17 protein-coding genes are annotated in these 18525 nt (G+C 44.4%); 8 read left to right on the top strand and 9 right to left on the bottom strand.

Going from position 1 to position 18525, the window contains the following annotated elements; genetic code table 11:
- Positions 1-39 precede the first annotated feature (39 nt).
- The 6 genes from KUV50_RS10405 (at position 40) to KUV50_RS10380 (ending at position 7393) form a co-directional block, all read left to right on the top strand.
- Positions 40-1131, top strand: coding sequence for a plastocyanin/azurin family copper-binding protein (locus KUV50_RS10405; RefSeq protein WP_222580083.1), 1092 nt, complete (start codon positions 40-42; stop codon positions 1129-1131).
- Complete coding sequence (locus KUV50_RS10400) at positions 1128-2834, top strand: hypothetical protein (RefSeq protein WP_222580082.1); 1707 nt, start codon at positions 1128-1130, stop codon at positions 2832-2834. The genes KUV50_RS10405 and KUV50_RS10400 overlap by 4 nt, the downstream gene beginning before the upstream one ends.
- Positions 2831-4192, top strand: coding sequence for a DegT/DnrJ/EryC1/StrS family aminotransferase (locus KUV50_RS10395; RefSeq protein WP_222580081.1), 1362 nt, complete (start codon positions 2831-2833; stop codon positions 4190-4192). Before KUV50_RS10400 ends, KUV50_RS10395 begins: the two co-directional genes overlap by 4 nt.
- 43 nt (positions 4193-4235) lie before the next feature.
- Entirely contained in the window at positions 4236-5198 is a 963-nt protein-coding gene (locus tag KUV50_RS10390; RefSeq protein WP_222580080.1) for an amidohydrolase family protein, read from the top strand.
- Entirely contained in the window at positions 5188-5994 is an 807-nt protein-coding gene (locus tag KUV50_RS10385; protein ID WP_222580079.1) for an amidohydrolase family protein, read from the top strand. The genes KUV50_RS10390 and KUV50_RS10385 overlap by 11 nt, the downstream gene beginning before the upstream one ends.
- 100 nt (positions 5995-6094) lie before the next feature.
- Positions 6095-7393 carry a flippase gene (locus KUV50_RS10380; RefSeq protein ID WP_222580078.1) on the top strand — a complete coding sequence of 433 codons (1299 nt, stop codon included), beginning with the start codon at positions 6095-6097 and terminating at the stop codon, positions 7391-7393.
- 5 nt (positions 7394-7398) lie between these two features.
- Here KUV50_RS10380 and KUV50_RS10375 read toward each other — a convergent pair whose 3' ends face one another.
- The 3 genes from KUV50_RS10375 to KUV50_RS10365 all read right to left on the bottom strand — a co-directional run bounded on the left by KUV50_RS10375 (position 7399) and on the right by KUV50_RS10365 (position 11213).
- Positions 7399-8550, bottom strand: a complete 1152-nt coding sequence (locus KUV50_RS10375) for a porin (protein WP_222580077.1) — start codon at positions 8548-8550, stop codon at positions 7399-7401.
- 252 nt (positions 8551-8802) lie between these two features.
- On the bottom strand, positions 8803-10230 hold the full coding sequence (locus tag KUV50_RS10370; RefSeq protein ID WP_222580076.1) for an O-antigen ligase family protein: 1428 nt from the start codon (positions 10228-10230) through the stop codon (positions 8803-8805).
- Entirely contained in the window at positions 10227-11213 is a 987-nt protein-coding gene (locus KUV50_RS10365) for a Wzz/FepE/Etk N-terminal domain-containing protein (protein WP_222580075.1), read from the bottom strand. The genes KUV50_RS10370 and KUV50_RS10365 overlap by 4 nt, the downstream gene beginning before the upstream one ends.
- A gap of 191 nt (positions 11214-11404) precedes the next feature.
- Between KUV50_RS10365 and KUV50_RS10360 the strand changes: the two genes are divergently transcribed.
- Positions 11405-12454, top strand: coding sequence for a hypothetical protein (locus KUV50_RS10360; RefSeq protein WP_222580074.1), 1050 nt, complete (start codon positions 11405-11407; stop codon positions 12452-12454).
- 114 nt (positions 12455-12568) lie between these two features.
- On the opposite strand, the gene KUV50_RS10355 is transcribed toward KUV50_RS10360, so the two are convergent.
- Genes KUV50_RS10355 through KUV50_RS10335 form a run of 5 tightly spaced genes read right to left on the bottom strand, consistent with a single transcriptional unit; the run spans position 12569 to position 15733 of the window.
- Entirely contained in the window at positions 12569-13786 is a 1218-nt protein-coding gene (locus KUV50_RS10355; RefSeq protein WP_222580073.1) for a hypothetical protein, read from the bottom strand.
- Positions 13779-14342 (bottom strand): RNA polymerase sigma factor, encoded by a 564-nt coding sequence (locus tag KUV50_RS10350; protein ID WP_222580072.1) that lies wholly within the window; start codon positions 14340-14342, stop codon positions 13779-13781. The genes KUV50_RS10355 and KUV50_RS10350 overlap by 8 nt, the downstream gene beginning before the upstream one ends.
- Positions 14343-14362: 20 nt before the next feature.
- Positions 14363-14785 (bottom strand): hypothetical protein, encoded by a 423-nt coding sequence (locus KUV50_RS10345; RefSeq protein ID WP_222580071.1) that lies wholly within the window; start codon positions 14783-14785, stop codon positions 14363-14365.
- A gap of 56 nt (positions 14786-14841) precedes the next feature.
- Complete coding sequence (locus tag KUV50_RS10340; RefSeq protein ID WP_222580070.1) at positions 14842-15294, bottom strand: hypothetical protein; 453 nt, start codon at positions 15292-15294, stop codon at positions 14842-14844.
- A gap of 28 nt (positions 15295-15322) precedes the next feature.
- Positions 15323-15733: a hypothetical protein gene (locus KUV50_RS10335; protein WP_222580069.1), complete on the bottom strand. Its 411-nt coding sequence runs from the start codon at positions 15731-15733 to the stop codon at positions 15323-15325.
- 245 nt (positions 15734-15978) lie between these two features.
- Here KUV50_RS10335 and KUV50_RS10330 point away from each other — a divergent pair, with 245 nt between their 5' ends.
- Positions 15979-17247 (top strand): hypothetical protein, encoded by a 1269-nt coding sequence (locus KUV50_RS10330; protein WP_222580068.1) that lies wholly within the window; start codon positions 15979-15981, stop codon positions 17245-17247.
- 48 nt (positions 17248-17295) lie between these two features.
- On the opposite strand, the gene KUV50_RS10325 is transcribed toward KUV50_RS10330, so the two are convergent.
- On the bottom strand, positions 17296-18468 hold the full coding sequence (locus KUV50_RS10325) for a phospholipase D-like domain-containing protein (protein WP_222580067.1): 1173 nt from the start codon (positions 18466-18468) through the stop codon (positions 17296-17298).
- Between the last annotated feature and the right edge of the window lie 57 nt (positions 18469-18525).

Below are 18525 nucleotides of genomic sequence, written 5' to 3'. Positions count from 1 at the left end.
AATAACTGTATTAAGCAGAATCACACATAAATGCTAATCATGCAAAAATCCGCTTATCTAATTCTATTGGTTCTGTTGTTATCAGGATCTGTAAAATCTATGGCTGTGCAGTCCGATACGACTATTTATCTCAAAGCGATCGCCGGGATGCAATACGATAAGGTTCGGATTCAGGTAGAACCTGGTTCTACAGTAACACTAGTCCTTTCAAATGTCGATGACATGAGTCACAACCTGGTCGTGACAAAACCAAAATCAAGGGTCAAGGTAGTGGAAGAGGGCATGGCATTGGCGGAACGCGGTCCCGAAATGAACTTTATCCCGGGTATCACAGAAGTATTATGGTCTATCCCTGTACTTGCTCCCGGTGAAGAAAATACCGTGGTATTTTCCGTGCCGCAGGAAGAAACCATCCTTCCGTATGTGTGTACATTCCCGGGCCATGGATACATTATGTATGGAGCAATATATGTAACGAAGGAGGAACTACCACCGCTGGAGACAGACACGAATATACCGGAACACCGGCGGAAAGCGGGGAGTAAAAAAGGAGAGATGGCGGAACATGCCACCATGAAACCGCATCCCTATAACCTGGATCCGCCTTATTATTACCGGATATTTATGCCCGACGCCAGCCCGGCCTCAATTGCAGTACGACTGACCGATGAAATTTCCTTTTGCTGGGACGCCGGGCCTTGTCAGCTGCTCTACGCTTGGCAAGGTGGCTTTATTGATAATTCAGTAGCCTGGGAAGGCCATAAGAACACGGAATCAAGGATTCTGGGAATTATTTTTTATACAGAAGCAGTGAATAACCCTTTGCGCTTTGGGGGAAAGAACCATGTTTCAGAAGAGATAGAATTTCAGGGGTATCGATTAAAAAACCGGAATCCGGAATTTCATTATCGCATAGATGGTATCGATGTTTATGAATATTTCCAAGTGTCCGATGATGGGCAAAACCTTGTCAGAAATTTCCGAGTGCCCGATGTTTCAGAAACGGTATGGCTAGAAGTACCGGAATACGTAAAGGCTAGTGATGGCCAGATGTCCGGAGGATTTATAACATTGACCCCGATGGAAGCCCGGCAATTTTCGATTGAAATTCCGATAACTGCGCTAAAATGAAAAAGACCGGACATAAACAGATGCTCGAGAAAGGAAATATCAATAACTTTTCAGACATTTCATCCCAAATCGCTAACAATTGCCGTAACCCCCATAGCGGCGGTTTTAACCGCCGACCCATCAAATGGGCTTATACAATTAACAGCTTTATCCACAATAGAAATTTCACTCTTTATAGAATCAAAAGTTGGAGTAGTAACTTAATGGTTGTATTGACGTTGTTAACCGTACTATGCAGCACAGGATGCAATTCGAATGAACCGTCCGAATCTTCACCTTCAACCTCCTATCTGGTAGAAGATATCCCCCTCCCGGATGGTCTGACCGCAGAGGTCGGCGGAATGGACTTCCTACCCAATGGAAATCTGATCGTTTGCTTTCACCGCGGTGAAGTCATGACTTACAATCCGGCAACGAAAGAATGGTCATTATTTGCGATGGGACTTCATGATCCTCTTGGTTTACATGTGGTCAGCGATTCCGAGATTCTGATCATGCAACAGCCGGAACTCACCCGATTAAAAGATACAGATGGTGACGGTGTGGCGGATCTTTATGAAACGGTTAGTGATGAATTTGGTTTGTCTGGGAACTATCATGAATTCAATTATGGTCCGGTAAAAGACAAAGCCGGAAATTTGTATTTTGCCTTGAATACCGCTTCTTCAGGTGGAGAGATCAAAGACATCGTACGAGGTCCCGTAAACCTGCTGGGCCGGGATGGTGAAGATGGACAACGACAAATGTATTCGGTGGTGCCTTACCGGGGATGGATGATGAAATTACATCCGGATGGTGAATTAATACCGTATGCATCGGGGCTGCGCTCCCCTAATGGACTGGGATTTGATGGTGAAGGAAATCTGTTTGTGGCCGATAACCAGGGAGACTGGGTCTCGACAAGCACATTATACCACATCCAGGAGAATCACTTTTACGGTCATCCGGCCAGTCTGGTCTGGAAAGACGACTGGCCGGCACGTAATCCTTTTGATGAACCGATTGAAAAACTAAATAGCATGCGGACCGTTGCAGCGGTACTTTTCCCCCAAGGCATTATGGCAAATTCACCATCCGAACCTTTGTGTGATCTGACTGGTGGGAAGTTTGGCCCGTTTGAAGGGCAACTATTCGTCGGTGAAATGAACCGGGACCGGATTGTCCGTGTGATGCTGGAAAAAGTGAATGGAAAATTTCAGGGTGCCTGCGTCCCCTTCATCGATCATCAAGGTTTGCGCATGGGTAACAACCGGCTGGCTTTTGGTCCCGATGGAGATCTTTGGGTCGGACAGACTGAACACGGATGGGCAGGTGCCATGGGTATCCAAAGAATCCGTTTTACCGGTAAAACGCCATTTGATATACATACCATGAATCTGACAAAAGATGGGTTTGACCTGACCTTCACGCAACCGATCACCAAAGATGCACTGGATAGCACAACATTCCATCTGCGTCATTACTATTATGACTATTATAAAAAGGATTTGAGCGAACCCGTCGACAAATCTATACAGATTGATGTTCAAGAGGTTCCAGTCTCTGATCTTTTACTTTCTAAAGACAAAATGAAAGTATCCATGAAGATTGACGAACTAAAACCGGGGTACATCTACGAACTGAAGCTGGAAAACCTAAAAAGCAATCAGGGCATCGCTTTGGAAAACACCCTTATCTGTTATACTTTAAATGAACTAAAATGAAAGATCCACTCCAACGACGAAAGTTTATATCCAAGCTATCGGCCGGAATGGCCGCTTCTGTGTTAACACCCTCGGCTGTTGTACATCCATTCAATATTAATTCTTCCGGTCGGAAACTAGCCCTAAAAGGGGGGAAAGCGATTTTTCCTTCTACCAAAATCGGTATAGACTGGCCTTATGTCGATGATAAAGTAGTCGATTCGGTGGTGGAAACCACGAAAAGCCGGATATGGAGCCGGATCCAATCCCGGGATGGGAAAGTGCCGACATTCGAAAAAGTATTTGCAGATCTTATCGGTGCGAAACATTCAGTAGGCACCGGGTCTGGTACACAAGCTTTGAGTACAGCCGTCCTGGCATTAGGCATCGGTCCAGGTGATGAAGTGATCACATCGCCCTACTCCGACTTTGGGACGATCTCGTCCATCTTGACCGCACGTGCATTACCCGTATTGGCGGACCTGGATCCACAGTCATTCCAACTGAATCCAGATGAAGTAGAGAAGAAGATCAATAAAAACACCAAAGCGATCATGCCTGTTCACATTTCCGGGTTGCCTGCCGACATGGGCCGCATCATGGATTTAGCACGTAAACACAACCTGAACGTAATCGAAGATGCCTGCCAGGCTCACCTGGCTTCCTACCAGGGGCAACCATTGGGGCTGATCGGGGATCTTGGATGCTTTAGTTTTCAGGCAAGCAAGGCTATAGCCTGCGGAGAAGGCGGTGCCGTCGTGGGGAATGATGAAGCCCTCATGGATGAATGTTACACGGTGCAAAACCGGGGTTCGTCCCGACAGGGTAAAAATGAAACAATCGGCCCTAAATACAGAATGAATGAATTTGAAGGGGCAGTATTGATGGGCCAAATAAGTGGTGCTAGAGAACGGTTTGAAAAGCGGGATCAAAATGCCAATTTTCTAAACCAACATTTAAAAGAAATCAATGGATTGACTCCACAAAAACAATACAAAGGCACGGAAAATGGGGGATATTACCGGTATGCCCTGTCCTATGAAGAGGACAATTTTGATGGTGTCAGCCGGACGGCTTTTCTCAAAGCGGTCAATGCCGAAGGTGTTCCTTTTAGTTCCTATATCCGCAATGGATTTCACCGCGAGCCCTGGGTGGATCATATATTGGGATTAAAAGGTTATCAGACCATGTTTTCTAAAGAAAGATTGGAGAAATACAAAGCGGACATGAAAATGCCAAATTGCGATATCGTGACAGATAAAACCCATATCTCTCTATGGGGGTCGGGCCTTTTACTCGGTTCCCAGGAAGAAATGCAAGGGATCGTCGATGCAGTAACCAAAGTGTACGAAAACAGGGATCAATTAAAAGACCTATAACAGCCATAGAAGCCATTAAAAACCACCTTCATAAATTAATGAGATGAATAAAAAACTCAACCGCAGAAAATTTGTAACCAGAAGTGCGGCTGGTGTAGGGGGCCTTTTAATTGGGAGCCCTCTGGCAGCTAATCAAAAGCAGTTTTTTTCAGACAATGAAGAAGGACATACGTCTTCAGAAAAGCCCGGACACTTCGACCTTATGAAAGAGGTGATGAAGTACCGGAAAATCGATGCCCACGCTCATATATATTTTACAGACAAGAGTCCGGAAGAGCAACTAGAGCAAGGACAGCGCATGGGGATTGATCAACAGGTCATCTCCCGATACCTCAGTGTAATGCTCGGCACCCCGGAACAATTCAGGGAGTACAACGACCTGACAATCAAGGCCATGAAGAAATATCCCGATCAGTTATTGGGCGGATTTGTATTGAATCCTCACTACAAAAAGGAGTCCCTGGAGGAAATTGACCGTTGCGCAGATGCGGGCATGATCGGCACCGGTGAACTGTATTACCAGGTCAAGATTAACGATCCATTGTATTTTCCGATTATTGAAAAACTGATCGACATGAAGATGATCATATTTTCCCATGCGGAATGTCAGCTGGGGGTCGGCGGTTACCGGATGAAGTATGATGGCCACAAAGAACCCAATACGTCCATTCCTGAAGATTTCGTAGACGTTGCAAAACGCTACCCGGAAGGAATCTTTCAATTTGCTCACATTGGTGGTGGTGGAGATTGGGAGTATATGTGTAAAGCATTAGCGGATAGCCCCAATGTATATGTGGATACCTCGGGCAGCAATAATGCAGAAGGAATGATTGATTTTGCGGTAGAGACCTTGGGAGAAGATCGTTTGTTTTTTGCTTCCGACAACAGCTATTATCAGGGTGTCGGCAAAATTCTCGCATCAAACCTGACCGAAACTCAGAAGAAGAAAGTCTTTTTTGACAATTACAATAATCTTTTAAAAAAAGGAGGTAGAAATGTTGATTGATATAAATGCCTATGTGGGCCACTGGCCTTTCGTACAGTTAAGACACAACACCTGTGAAAAGTTGTCACAGCGCATGGACAAATTTGGAGTTGATGTATCTGTGGTTAGTAATCTAAATGGAATATTCTATAAAAACACTCAGTCAGCAAACGAAGAACTCCATGAAGAAATCCGGTCTTCCGGTCGATTCAAGGATCGGCTCATCCCGTTTGCCGTGATTAATCCGATTTATGCAGGATGGCGACGTGATCTCGAGACCAGCGTCAACAAGCTCGGCATGAAAGGATTACGGCTGTACCCCAAATATCACGACTATAAAATGACGGACCCTGCCCTGATCGAACTGGTAAAAAGAGCCAGGGACCTGGATTTACCGGTAGCATTCACATACCGAATGGTGGATAGTCGGCAACGGTCCTGGTTGGATATCGACCGGGTACCTTATACGCCAAGACCAGAGTGGTCTTTGAAAGATATCATGCCCATCATACGGGAAGTTCCCGATGCACGGTATATGATCTTGAATGTAGCGAATAGCCTAAGTCTGGAGCAAGAAGATGCCAATATTTTTAAAAAAGCAAACGTGTTGATGGACACCTCAGGCCGGTCTATGAACAGCCTGGGCAACTTACTAAAGACACAAGGTAAAGAGCGGTTTGCTTTTGGTACGCATTCCCCCTTGTTGGATTATCTCACCGGGATGCTTCGGATAGAAGCTTTGCGGGATGATGAAGCCAACGAAACAACAAAAAAGCTATTGAGAGCGGAGAATGCACAAGCTTTTTTGGAAATATGAACCTGAAAATCACCTGCTCAAAAAAGATTGTGAGGGCAAAAATATCGTGTTGACATCCAAATGTTATTGATACATTTGCACCAGAATCAATAGCATCATCGTGGCACGAAAGTCTGAAATCAGAATTTTCTGGCGGGACATACACATCTGGGAGACCTTACGTGGAAGTGGTATCTACCTCATTATCAAAATATTTGGCTCCCTGGGTGCCTATCTGCTGGCCTGGTATATTTCCAAAAAGTATGGCCCCGAAGGAAATGGAATCCTGTCTTTTGTACTGACTTTGTCTGTCCTACTTGCAGCGATCTACAACCTTGGACTGAACATCTACGCCGTCAAAATAATCCCCCAATTTCAGCATCAAAAAGATGAGTCAGGCGCACAGTCGTTTTATCGAACCGCTTTGACCTGGGTTCGAAACGTCACTATCAGCGGGAGCCTGCTCTGTTATGCTCTTTCTCACGTTGTCCCATCTCCCAGTCTCTCCAGAGACCTGGAGCTGGTCAGCTTTCTGACGGTTCCGGTATCGCTACTCCTGTTTCTAAGCCATAGCTTTAAAGCACGAAAAAATATGTTTGGTTTTTCGTTGCTCCAAAATAACATCATCCAACTCGTCGCTGCGCTGCTTTTAGTAATACCTTTTTGGCATCGAACCGCTCCGTCTGAACCGGTTTGGGCTTGCATTTTGGCTGGCACATTAATGACTCTTATAGGCTTGTTAGCAAATCCCCAAAGGCAGGGATTTACAACAAAGCTTCCCTCGGTTTCTTTCTATTCCCATCTCCGCGAATCCCTCCCCATGTTAGCGGGTGGAATTGGTTTTATGGTTCTAAGTCTGACAGATCGGTTAATGCTTCGTTTTCTCGATTCGACGACACAACTGGGTATTTATGATATTGTGCTCCGGTTGTCCAATCTGACCCTGCTGGGCATAATCTCTCTGAACGCCATGACAGAGCCAAAATTCGCAGGATTTTACGCACAAAAAGCCATGAAAAGTTTGCATCGGTACGTAACTCGGATGACTTGGACAGGAATATTTATCTCCCTGCCTATGTTAATCGTACTGGGACTTTTCGCAGACTTTTGGCTGGGGCTATTTGGTCAAAGCGGTGATTTTCTCTCGGGGCGCGACACCCTTTACATATTGCTGGTCGGTCAATTAATACATGTGAGCTGCGGGGCTGGCCTTATCCTTCTGACGATGACCGATCATCAACGATCGGCACAATACATTCTCCTGACAGCAGCCCTGGTAAATATAGTGCTCAATGCTCTGTTCATACCCGCTATGGGTATCGAGGGAGCAGCGCTCGCTACGACGATCACCACGCTCATATGGAGTATTTGGGCGTTCATACTGGTGCGACGAAACCTGGGATTTTGGATGTGGCGGTAGTCATTCTAAAAGCCTACCTGTGCTTGCAACCGAAACCCGAATCGACCTGTAAAGTCGGTGCCCCTCGTACGGCTTTCATGCAACGTAGCGTCCGCCTGTAATTTGATAGCTCGTCCGCTGATGTACCGGTTGAGCCCGATGGTCCAATCCCTTTTCTCCGGTGTCAGATCCTGAATTCCATCCCCAGGCCTCACCCCGGCAAGTCGTCCGACCAGCTCCCAGTCAGACCGGAAGTACTTACTCATTTGAGTACTATAACCCGACCCATTATATACATAGCTAATCTGTTCTCCGGAAGGATCAAAGGTTATCGGATCCTCGCTGTCTCTTGTGGTAAATGCACCTTGAATGCTCCAGCCTCTGTACTTGAAAATCACATCGCCATATATCGTTGATATATTCCGATTTGCATAAAGCAGTCCACCCCGCTGTCCGCCTGCGCGCTGCGCCCGATCGTTGTAATTATATGATAATCCGGCCATCAACCGTGGACTGGTATGCCATTCCAGATCCCCTTCTTTATAGGCACTGCTTTTCAGAAACGAGCCGAACGGATACCAATCCAAACGCCCCGTATACGAAAAGCCGGCTTGTTCTACGACGACCCAGTTTTTTCCTTCACCAGTGGTGATCGCACCATGGAATACAAGTGGTCGCTGACCACCGGGGTTGAATTTATACTTTCCTTGTAAACCAAAATCCAGATCTAAATTAAAGGTCGAATTGAGCAGCGAACGATCGACCAGTTGGAGGGAAGTAGAAGAATTTATACGGTCTCGATTTCCAGGTAAAGCGGTTTGACCAAAGCCCAGAGAAAATCTATTGTTGAATTGGTAATAAATCATCGCGTCATACATCACCCGGGGTGCCTGACCCTGCGTAACGCTACTAATATTTCCTGGTGCCATTGCCAGCTGTATCTTGTAGGTCAACCGGGGATTGAGAACAAAACCACTGAACTTTAATCGGAACCGTCGGATTTTTGCTGAAAATTCATCCACAGTCCAATTCTCAGTAGATGGGGTTTTTAATTCCACCCTATTTTGCATATTAAATTGAAAATGAAGACTCAGCGAACTATCAGGCGCTACAATCCCTACTCCTTTGTCAAAAGAAAACTGTGGGTCGTTCTGTGCGGTCAATTTTACTGTTATCAAGAAAAATAGGCTTACTGTCAAATACGAAAAAAAGTATTTTATCATTTATATATACATTTATATTCCAATGCCAAACAACACGGGAAGAACAGTTAAGACATACTCTGCTGCTCTGTTCTGTCACCCAGGCCTACTGTTCTCAACCCAGACTTCACACCATGTCAGCCTTTGGTACGATCCGGTGCCCAGCAACCCCATCAGCGTGGAGAATCCTACATTTCATTTTCCACATTCTCTTATCAAATTTCCTTTCTAAACTTTTCTCTTCTCCACATCGTAAAGTATAATAATCGCACTAAAACCCCAAACGAGGACCGAAACTTTATCAGAGTTTAAGAAATTGTTCAAAACTCCATGGGTGAAATAAGCCACGAGACCCAGCAACGCTCCCAATAAAACCAATCGGTCCCTACCCCGTAATTTCAATACCCGACGATAAGCCGTTCCGAGTGTCACCACCACCAATAATAAAAATAAAATAAAAGCCGGAGTCCCGCTTTCGGCCAGCGTCCCTAAAAATTCACTGTGTGCATTGCCCACATCCCCAATATTGGTACTGATGATCGTGAGATCTGCCGAATTCTGAAAAGGTGCATATTCGAACTGATAGGTTCCCGGGCCCCAACCAAACAATGGGCGTACCTTCCACATTTCGATGGCCGAGTTCCATCGGTTGATCCGTTCCAGATTGCTGGCGTCTGAGGAAATATTGCTGATCGATTCAATGTTCTCAACGAGTTCTCCGCTGGATTCGGATTGATTGGCACTCAACTTTTCTATCAACGTATCCTGATTCCAAATAACCAAACCAAGAATCATAAGACCAGCTGCCACCAGCACCCGGAAACGGACACGAAATCGCACAAAAAGATAAATCACTCCAGCTGCTGCTAAAGAAAGTAAAGCTGCTCTCGAGTGGGTATAGATCAATACAGCGGTGGATAAACCAGCAAGTCCCATCCACAGAAACCGTTTTGTCACCGTGGATTCTACTGAGAAGGATCGTAAGTACAGATAAGGCATCACCAATCCAAGAATAGCCCCCAGAAGCGTATGGTCTTTTACAAATGGTTGCATCAGCCATTGCGATGCTTTTACCGGAAAGCCATGAATCCACAATCGAATGAAGGTATAGAAAAGAACTACCGCAAATCCAGCTATATATAAGTGAAGAAACTGAAGCCTTTTATTTTTCTTTTTCAATAGCCTGCTACCCAAATACAAGACTGGGACTACGTACCACATATGTGCCGTAAAACTTTTGAGGCTTACTAAGAAATGGGATGAAAAAAACACCGATATAAACATCCAACCGTAATAGAGCATGACCAGCCGGCTAATCGGATGATTAACATATTTTCTTTCTATGGGATGCTTGATAAAATACAGTAAAGACAAAATCAAAAACCCTAACAGTAAAGGTTCTGTAGGCAGGTACATACCCACTGCGCTATCCATAAATATTTCTGTATTCACGGACAAAGGAACCAATCCGATCAACATCCACCAAAACGGAGTGGCCCCAAAAAGGTAACCAATCACCACCATCGGAAGCATCACCACAATTCCCACCAACGGACTCCAGGTCAACATCAGATAATAAAGCACCATTGATACGACCGCCAGAGGAAACAGTTCCTTCCACCAGCTCAACGTTTGTGCTTTGACATTCTGATTCATGATTCCAATCTCTGTCGCAACGCCAACCAATTGACACGGATATACAGGTAAAAAAGCAATACAATTAACGAAAAGCCTATGGCGCCCAGAACGACATAGAGTCGTTTTGGAGCGTGCTTCTTATCGGCGACATGTCCGTGCTCAAAAATAAATTGTTGGGATGCATCGGGTGAAAGATTTGTTTGAAGCTGAGTTCTGATTTTATTCATCGTCGTGATCTGCCCCTGAACAGACTCCACATGTCGTTCTACAATATCATACTGTGCACCGTATCGGATATTGGCATCTATCCTTCTCTTTATTTCTGCGCTGTTGCCCCGCACATTTCCCAAAGATTCCAAAAGAGCTGCCCGTTCTTCCTGACTGACCACGCCCTGCTCTTGGAGAGTCAGCAAACTGTCTGTCCACACTGCCATTGCATGCTGAAGACTATCTTTGGATTTTTCAATTGTACGATAGTGCGTTCGGATCCGCCGACTAATAATCTGGTTGCGAAACCGGTCCAATTCATCAATAATCAGATTGACGATTTCAGCGGCCTTGGCCGGTTCCCGATCCTGTACCGATATTTTGACAGCATTGTACCTGTTTCGCTCGGCCTGGATCAACTCCCGATATTTCTGATGGATTTTGAACCGGGCTTCTTTTCCGTCCGGATCTATATTATAATGCTCAAAAAGTCCGGCTTTCCCGATGATTTTATTTTTAAAATCCTGGGATGAGAACATCTCCAGAATTTGCTCTGCCTGTTCGGTATCGCCCAGTTCATTGACATTACCCCGACGGTACACCAAGTCGGTAGACTCCACATATGAAATTGCAGCCGGGTAAATGGTGGCTGTAGATTGGTAGTATACCGGCAGTAAAAAAGCCACCACCAGACCCAGGACACCAGCAACGATAGCGGTCAGAATAAAATGTTGCCGAAATCGCCAAATTACCCGTCCAATATCGGTGAATTCCACGCTGTTTTTTTCTTTCATGTGATTCATTTATAGTGCAAAAATACTTAAATTTTACGGGAAAAAAGATGTCATCAATGCAATGACACCCTCCCCAAAGGATGCTATAGAAACTGCTACCAATGGTGAAAGAATTGCAGGATATTTGATTTTGAAGAAAGATGTTGTATTATTAACCGGATCACAACATCACCAGGATAAAGAATCATACCATGAAGGGAGATGTACCCTCGAAGAAGAAAGTGCCTTTTAATATTAGCAAAGGTTTTATGGACTATTTGAAAAAATATGGCCGCCAACACCCTTTACCCTTGCAATACAGCGATTTACTTCGTTTTATTTCTTCCGTTCCGTTGTTGGATTTAAGAGGAGATGATACGTTGTGGGAAACCGTCTATTATTCGGAATTGGACACACTCGAACTCCACGAGTCACTAACCCATATTTATGCTCTTTTAAAGACGGAAGGCGACTATTCGGTCATGGAACACCTCACTATTTCCCGGATTGACTACTGCACATTTGGCAATACCAAACCATTTCGTGTCCGCATTCTGAACAAACTCAACGATAATTACGATCATTTCTACATCAAGGTAGCTGATGCTTCCCGGGTGTACGGGCTGGAGCTAGAACATATCCTATCACCAAACCGGATTACTTACCTGGTGGATGACAAGACGCTCATCGAAGAACATATCGCCGGTATTCCAGGAGATGATTTCATCAAAAATTATACCGACATCTCGGTTTTCAATAAAACCCGAATTGCCAAGGAATTTGTGAAGTTCAATGAACGGTGCTTTATCCGTTTACTCGGTGATATGCGCAGTTATAACTATGTCATCGATATCACCCCGGATATAGAAGGGAACCAATACCGGATCCGTGCTATTGACTTTGATCAGCAATCATACGAAGGACGAAAAAGCTTTTATTTACCGCAGTACTTCAAAGAAAATAATCCAATCATTTATATGGGAATCGATCACATGGAAATGACCACAGTCCGACAGTATCAGACCGAAGAACGAAGCCTCATTGCCGTGCGGACAAAGAGTTCGACCGTACAACTCAAGCATCTATTCAAGAACATGATCAAGGATAAGCTTTCCTTTCCCGAGAAGGTGGGACAACTCAAGGAGGAATTGGCTTACCATCATAAGACGGATCTTTTCTACACGTGTGACAATATGGGCGAAATCGTGCTCGCCAATCTTAAGTTGCTCCTTGCGAAGGAATTTCATGGGATATCTTTGTGATGACCAAATTATAGACCAGTTCAATCTTCAAGCCACAAATCAACTTCTTATTCGGCCGAAGATACAGCGTTGGCGACGGGTTGCGGTAGTCATTTAGTTTTCCACGCTCAAATTTTAATTTAAGACATACTCCATCCGCACTGCAGGCAACATGCCTACAGTACCAGGCTGAAGCAAATTGATCATTCGGGCTCCACCGTGGATCTTCCATTGATTACCCCATTGATAATGGACGGACACGGTCCCATACCAAAGGCTGTTCTTAAGATCGGACAATTCTGTTCGAGCAGCAATGCCTTGGTTGGGTTTTGCTTTCTGAGTGAAGTCATACCGGAACCCAATTCGACCAAGTCCTGCACTGATTCCCCAATGTTCGGTTAACTCTCGATGCATGTATAGATTCATCATAAGTCCAGGATTCATGGCGTATTTTTCATAATAAACCGCCTCGGAACTACTGGACAAGCTCGCATCCTGATTAAAACTTTCTTGTTGTTTATCAAAGTTGTACTGCCCTGAAAATGGAATATTGGAAGCATAAAAAGCCTTTTGGCGGGGCAAGGGTATCGTCACACCCCCCGACAGCCCCACGGCCCATTTTCCAAAACCATATGCAATACCAGGTCCGGCGTTAACAAATCCAAACCGGTCAGAGAATGACCACATCATTTCTGAAAAAACAGAGACAGAAAATCTTCCGGTCGATTCTGGAGCTGTGATTGGTACAAGTTCATCGCTAATTCCAATAGACGGTTCAAGATATTTTCGTGGGCTCTCCACCACTAAAGACCGTCGATCCAAATTGACTACGATGTGGCCATTGCTGGGAGGATCAAGCGCATCCAGCACATCTTGACGATCCCTCAATTCAAGGGCATACCCTTTTCTTTCTCCTCTGCCATTCGTTTTTTCTATTTCTTTAAATTCAACATATTCTTTCTGTCTTGCATTGGCTTGACTATCTCTCGGATCAAAGGAGTTAGCTCCGGCAAAATCATCTCGACCTTTCGGTGTGGTTCCGGGTTCTTTCCCTGGTAAAGGTACAGCTTTACTGCTTATCTCCTTCCGGTCATCAGTCGGTGTAGAATTCTGTTCATCAGATGATATGACAGATTCCTGATCGACCATAGCAGTGGTTGGGGCAGTAGAAATATCATCCTTCAGTAGCATCCACGGTATGGCTACAGCCAGCACCAACGCCGCTGCACCAGCCATCCAATACCACCAGATCACGGGACGTTTATTTTCATGGGGCATGTGTTCATCCAACAGAGTGGCCATCTGCTCCCAACCTTGTTCTCTAATTTGATCTATATTGTTATTCTCATCCATGATTATTCTTTAATTTTTCTGCCATCAGCTTCCGGGCTTTCCCCAAGTGATATTTAGAATTACTCTCGCTCATATTTAGCTTTCGTGCGATTTCAGTGTGCCTATATCCCTGAACTGCATAAAGTTCAAGTACTTCTCGTGTTTGGCTCGGAAGAGATTTCATGGCTCGGTGTATATACTCTGTATCCAGGGGGGCATGACCTTTACCATTTACTTCTCCCCAAAAAGACACCGTTTCGGAATCAAAGATCAAGTCGGTTTTATCCCGATTTGACGTTCTGAAATGATTCAAAATATTGTTTTTGTGAATCATATGAATCCAACTCTCAAAAGCCCCTTTACCCTGATACGTATCAATGTTTTGAAATACCTTGAGCATCGTTTCATTGATCAGCGAGATTACATCCTGACCGGTCAATCGGTAGCTTTGGCTATGGGCATACAATCCCTCAAAATACCGATCGTACAGTATTTTCTGAGAAGCGCGATTGTTTTTGCGACAACCGTCTATGATCGCCTCTATATCTCCTGATATATGATCATCAACAGGTTTCAAGTCATCAGCCAGGTGGACTTTTAGAATTCATATAACAAACTCGTATCCGCATTCAGCAGATTCAGTATCATTTTCTCTCCTGAAGATCGAAGGGTCTTAAGATCAAAAGTCATTTCTTTGACAAAATAAGCCTCACACATTTCCTCATTCTTCAGAGACAATCGGACATCACGTTGAGGTGGGATAGACAGGTATTCCTTTTCGGAGCCGACCAACTTCAATTCCCACGTTTCACCGGAACAACCGCTTGAACCAAATTTTATCCAAAGACAGTCCTCATCGATCTCTGACGCCAAAATAGTCAAATGATCTGCGGGTGCATTTTTGAACTCTTCTTCACTCAAAATTGCTATTTGATCACACTCCGAAATCGTCAAATCTTCTTTTTCACATCCAGCCAAGTGGAGGAAAACCGGCAAAAAAAACAGAATTATACTTTTCATAATCAATGACTTAAATTAAATTGTTCGCAATAAATCATAAAGTAACCATTACCCATTTACAATTGATTAATCGCCTTATTCACTTCATCAATAAAATCATGCAGATACACGGGCACCGCGCTTTTATTCTGGTCGATTCGCCAACTGTTCGTTTTTCCATTATCTGAGAACTCAATATACAACCCGCCCTGATCAGCACAATCCGGACAGCCAATGGTGTCCTCCTCTTCATTCAAAAGTTGACCAGGTATTGCATTCATCAGGTCCTTCACCTGCTGGTATTTATCATTGCTCAATGGAACAAAGTCAAATTCGGTGGCCAGATAACTGTCTGCGGTGTCCTCGAGTAATTGATCGGAAGTCAATTTGAACATCTTTACACAATCTTTACCCCGGCATTCTCCGTAAAATCGTCCAAAGATCAAGAAATCATTTGCTTTTAATTCAACGCCTTCTTTACTGCAGGAAACCCATGTCAACAAAGCTATTCCTAAAATCAGGTATTTCATCTTTTTGGATTTTTATTCAATTAATAGATCACTTCCGTACAAATTTATGAGCGTCACAATCCGCACACTGATCGGTCAGGTTCAATGTGTCCTGCTCTATATAAAACGATTGATCAACGCGACTGCTGTCATTAAATCGGTAAATAAACCGTTGGGCGCCTTCCACTGTATCAATTTGCACGGTGTAGGTATGCGCTTCCGCAATGGAGTCATTCCGTTTCCAGCTGTACGCACCTTGCGGTGTAACTTCCAAAGATTGGGAATAATCTACAGAATCCACATAGGTCGTCACGCCCCATCCTGTTGTCGAGGAAACCCAGTCCCATGTGCCAAACACATTTTCGTAAGGCAACATGGGCTCTGGCTTTTCCTTCTCACAACTCAGAGCCAACAGTATGCCGGCAAAAGTCAACATGGTTATGATTTGAATATTTTTCATATCTTTCTATTTTAACATAAAATGATTTCGGTAGAGTGGCTGTTATATCCTTTGACCGATCACCGGGCACCCTACTTTGCCTTTAAGACACCGGTCGAGCATAAACCGTCAGTGACCAGAGATATTTTTAGGATATTTTAACACAATGAAGACAATCTGTTGGAGTATCTTGAGCTTAGCCCTTTCCTTTTTGAATAAACTTCAACCTACTATCAGTTCAAAAACTAACAACCAATAACTCGTCAATGAAAATCAATAGATCTCAATTTTTGAAAATATTTACCCTCCTTTTGTTCTCCGGGCTTGTCATATCAAGCTGCCAGGACAAAACCGCTACAGCAGAAAAATTCGGTGCAGATACCGTTGATTTTCCTAAGGTGTCCGACCCTATTCTATTGATTGACAACGAGAAAGAGCATTTATATGCCAGCTACTACGGAATCAATTCGTTTAGTCAAAATGACAAATACGCTACCATCCTGGAGACTGATATCAAGGACCGCCTCCCGACCGAAAATGATCCGGCCACCCTGGGGTTGGTTCACCTGGAAACGCAGGAATTTACCCCACTGGCCGAAACCAGAGCCTGGAATTTCCAACAGGGCTGCATGGCCCACTGGCTGGGGACTTCACCCGATTCTTTGATTATCTACAATGACCTGAGAGACGGTCAATTTGTTTCGGTTATACTAAATGTGCACACCAAAGAAGAATTGAGAACCATCCCTTATCCGGTTAGTGCGGTATCTCCGGATGGCAAAAAGGCAGTCAGTATCAATTTTTCCCGGATTCGTAAGACCCGCCCAGACTATGGATATGGGGGGGATGGGCAGGATGCAAACCTGGAGACCGCTTTCCCGGAAGATGATGGCCTTTTTGTTATTGATCTGGAAACGGGAACCGCAGAACTCATTGTATCGCTGGCTGATGTCCAAGAGCTGGTACCGGAATTGCCTGAGGAAGGCATCGAATACTTCAACCACACCTTGATAAGCAGAGGAGGTTCCAAAATATTCTGGCTGGCCCGGGCCATACCTCATCGAAACACCACCGCCCTGACCGTGAACATCGATGGATCCGGATTGACCAAATGTTTTCCGGATGGCTGGGGCGGATCACACTTTGACTGGCTGAACGATGATGAGTTGATGGTTACCGCAGCGTATCAGGCTACGCAGTACAGCCACATTCTTTTTACTCCTGATCAGAAGAACTATAAACGACTCGGTGGCGGCTTACTTGATTACGATGGTCATGGAACATTTTCTCCGGATGGAAAATGGATGATTACCGACACCTACCCCTCGAAAAGTCCCATACGGGAACAAAAAATCTACCTGATGGACATGAATAGCCAGGCTGTTCTGCCGTTAGGTCGATTTGTTCAGCCGGAGGAATTTTCCGGTCCGTGGCGGTGTGACATCCACTGTCGATGGAGCAGTAGCGGGAACCTCGTCGGATTCAATTCGACACATACGGGAAGCAGACAGGCGTATTTGTTCCGGTTGAGGTAAAAATGAAATAGAAATGAAGAATAAGAATTAAATCAAATAATAATTCACCTAATCTGCCGCCTGCAGAATCCGGTCAAAGTGCTCCCAGTACCCTTCAAACAATGTATGATCCTTTAATATCACTGTGACTTCATTATTATACCGAAGTGCATTGCCGGTAAAATTTTGAGAACCTGTGATCAGTAACCGGGTCTGCTGATTTTCTATCACACCATCGATAAGCATCATCTTGGAATGAATATTGGAATTAGTCAATCTGTGAAATAAAGCCCCTTTATCCGCCAGGTCCAGTAATCCGGCGTACACCTTATCTCCCAATCGTTTTTTGGTTACAATTTCTATCTGTGCACCCGCATCGTGAAGTTCATTCAATTTTTTGACGAGGTTAAACCGTGTATCCGTCCACAGCGACATTCCAATGCGGATAATCGTGGAATCCGGTGCGGTAATGGAATTGAGTATTTCTTCGATCGTGTCGTCACCAAAGAATTTTCCATTTTTTCTTTTTGGCATGAATGAAACCCGGATTCCGGCTGCTGGGTCCACATATTCCCGGTATTCAAAATCAGCCATACCGCCATTGGCCTTGTCTTTCAAATCTTCCCAATAATTCAGGTAAGCTTCATATAGCCCTCTATCAGCCAAAATCACGGCATCTTGGAATTTCTTAGCTCCTCCGTATGAAAAATTTTGAGACGTTTGGAATACAACATTCTCTTTCAATCCTTCAGTGGTTTCCACTTCGCTAAACAATAAAAACTTATTGCGATTGATCGCAATTGAGCGGGCATCATTGACAATCGGAAACACCTCTGAGTTTGTACTGAGTACACTTTTCAATCGACTTAGGGTCGCATAATTTTCTTCGTTACCTTCCGGACTGCGATCGATCATCAAGTGGAGTTCTACCCCACGCAAATCCGCTCTTATAAATGCATTTATCAAGTCCTGGTAATCAAAACCAAAAATAGACATATAAATTTGACTTCCTTCTACCGCAGCATCAATCAAATCGATCAACTGATCCAAAATCACGGTAGAAGCTTCCTGTTCTGAAACCCTGCTGACATCTGTAAAAACAGCTTTGGGTGTCGTCAATTCGACCGCTGTAATTTCCGGAATATCCACTTTTTGCTCCGTGGTTTCTGTCTGACACGCCCATACAAACCACGACAAAACCAAAAAAAGAATCGGAGTAATATGTGTTTGCTTTATAATCATAGTTCATTCATTCAGATTTATCGACAGATTCACCGCCAGAATATCCCAACCAGCGTA

This window comes from Membranihabitans marinus, assembly GCF_019802045.1.
GTDB classification, from domain to species: Bacteria; Bacteroidota; Bacteroidia; order Chitinophagales; family Saprospiraceae; genus Membranihabitans; species Membranihabitans marinus_A.
This window is presented reverse-complemented; position numbering and strand designations above follow the sequence as displayed.